This window comes from Nitrosophilus sp., from assembly GCF_982775275.1.
In genome coordinates, this window is the sequence record NZ_CEXZHP010000259.1 from 1 (window position 1) to 1,727 (window position 1,727).

Genomic DNA, 1,727 nt, shown 5'->3' on the forward strand with positions numbered 1-1,727 from the left:
CCAAATGGTCCATCACCCCGCGAAACAGCGTCATGGCGAATTCCTTCTGCTTGTTGCGGATCTTCTTGTCTTCGAGGATCTCGTCACTGAAATCCGCGATGCTCCCGTTGCCGAGGTCGTAGGCATACAGCAGACTCACGACGGCCATACGGGCATGGTGACGCGTGGCCATTACGCTTCGATCCCGCCGTAGAGATCGAGCATCTCGATCACCGTCATCATCGCTTCGAAGCCCTTGTTCCCGGCCTTGGTCCCCGCCCGCTCGATCGCCTGTTCGATCGTGTCCGTAGTCAACAGGCCGAATGCGACGGGCTTCCCGTATTTGAGCGATACGGTCGCGATCCCTTTCGTCGCTTCGGCGGAAACGTAGTCGAAATGCGGCGTCGCCCCGCGGATCACCGCACCCAGGGCGCAGACCGCATCGTAACGGCCGCTCGCGAGCAGACGCTCGGTCACCATCGGCAGCTCGAACGCCCCCGGTACGAGCACCAGATCGAGATCGGCCTCGTCGCCTCCGTTGCGTACATAGGCGTCTTTGGCGCCTTCGACCAGCCGGTCGGTGATGAGATGGTTGAAGCGTGCGGCGACGATCGCCACTTTCGTTCCGTCCTGGACCTGGAGGTTGCCTTCGATTATTCGCATGTTTTCTTTCCTTGTGTGATTTCGGCCAGACACAGCAGTGTCTCGCTCAGGGTTTCGAGGGTGTCGAGGGTGACCATGTTCGGCCCGTCGCTGAGCGCCCTGTCGGGATCGAAATGGGTCTCGAAGAAGAAACCGTCGACGCCGACGGCCGCGGCCGCTTTGGCCAGGTAGGGTACCATCGCCCGGTCCCCGCCGGTCTTCCCGCCGCCGCTGCCGGGCATCTGTACCGAATGGGTCGCATCGAAAACGACCGGGGCGAAGCGGCGCATAACGACGGGCGAACGCATGTCGACGACCATGTTCCCGTATCCGAAGCTCGAACCGCGTTCGGTCAGAAGCACGCCGTGTTTCCGGGCGTTTTCGTAGGTTGCCTCGTCACAGCCGCGGGTTTTGAGGACCTTGAGCACCGAATACCGCATATCCGCGGGGTTCATGAACTGCCCCTTCTTGATGTTGACGATCCGGTCGGTCTTCGCCGCGGCGACGAGCAGATCCGTCTGGCGGCACAAAAAGGCGGGGATCTGCACGACATCGGCCACTTCCGCCGTCGGGGCGACCTGGTAGGACTCGTGGACGTCGGTGACGATCCGGTAACCGAAAGTCTCCTTCACCTTTTCGAGCAGTTGCAGTCCCGCTTCGAGGCCCGGGCCGCGGTAGCTGTCGAGCGCGGTCCGGTTGGCTTTGTCGAAACTCGCTTTGAAATAGAATTCGAAACGGGAGTCTTCATCGTAACGCGCCAGCGCTTCGGCGATACGCATCAGGCCCGCTTCGTCCTCGATGACGCAGGGGCCGGCCATCAGAATCGTCGGCCGCATCTACTGCACCGCCTCGTTGAACGACTCGACGGCGGCGTTCTTCAGTTCGGTCAGGGTATGGCCCGTTTCGTGCGAATAGACGATATAGGCGAGGATAATCAGGACGATCACCATGCTCTTGATCGCATTGATCTGCCATTGCATATAGGCGAGAATCAGCAAAATGACGACGGTGCCGGGGTAGATCCAGGATTCATCGATCTGCATCTTTGGCCTCCTTGGTGCGGGCGACGGCGATCCCGCTGAAAATGATCAAGATTATACCAAATG

General features: G+C 60.3%; 4 protein-coding genes. All 4 read right to left on the minus strand.

Translation table 11 applies throughout. The annotated features are described in order from the left end of the window. On the minus strand, positions 1 to 172 hold a 172-nt coding region (locus AC30RD_RS09010; RefSeq protein WP_489494194.1), incomplete at its 3' end, for a transcription antitermination NusB family protein. Next, positions 172 to 642 carry a 6,7-dimethyl-8-ribityllumazine synthase gene (ribH, locus tag AC30RD_RS09015; RefSeq protein ID WP_489494191.1) on the minus strand — a complete coding sequence of 157 codons (471 nt, stop codon included), beginning with the start codon at positions 640 to 642 and terminating at the stop codon, positions 172 to 174. The genes AC30RD_RS09010 and ribH, both read right to left, overlap by 1 nt. Beyond that, a complete protein-coding gene (gene kdsA, locus AC30RD_RS09020; protein WP_489494192.1) occupies positions 633 to 1,457 on the minus strand; it encodes a 3-deoxy-8-phosphooctulonate synthase in 825 nt (274 codons plus the stop codon). Before kdsA ends, ribH begins: the two co-directional genes overlap by 10 nt. Continuing rightward, complete coding sequence (locus AC30RD_RS09025; RefSeq protein WP_489494193.1) at positions 1,458 to 1,664, minus strand: hypothetical protein; 207 nt, start codon at positions 1,662 to 1,664, stop codon at positions 1,458 to 1,460. Positions 1,665 to 1,727 lie beyond the last annotated feature (63 nt).

What these genes read in the sequence shown, in the direction of transcription:
- ribH (WP_489494191.1), bottom strand. Translation starts at nt 642, where the DNA reads ATGCGAATAATCGAAGGCAACCTCCAGGTCCAGGACGGAACGAAAGTG.
- kdsA (WP_489494192.1), bottom strand. Translation starts at nt 1,457, where the DNA reads ATGCGGCCGACGATTCTGATGGCCGGCCCCTGCGTCATCGAGGACGAA.
- AC30RD_RS09025 (WP_489494193.1), bottom strand. Translation starts at nt 1,664, where the DNA reads ATGCAGATCGATGAATCCTGGATCTACCCCGGCACCGTCGTCATTTTG.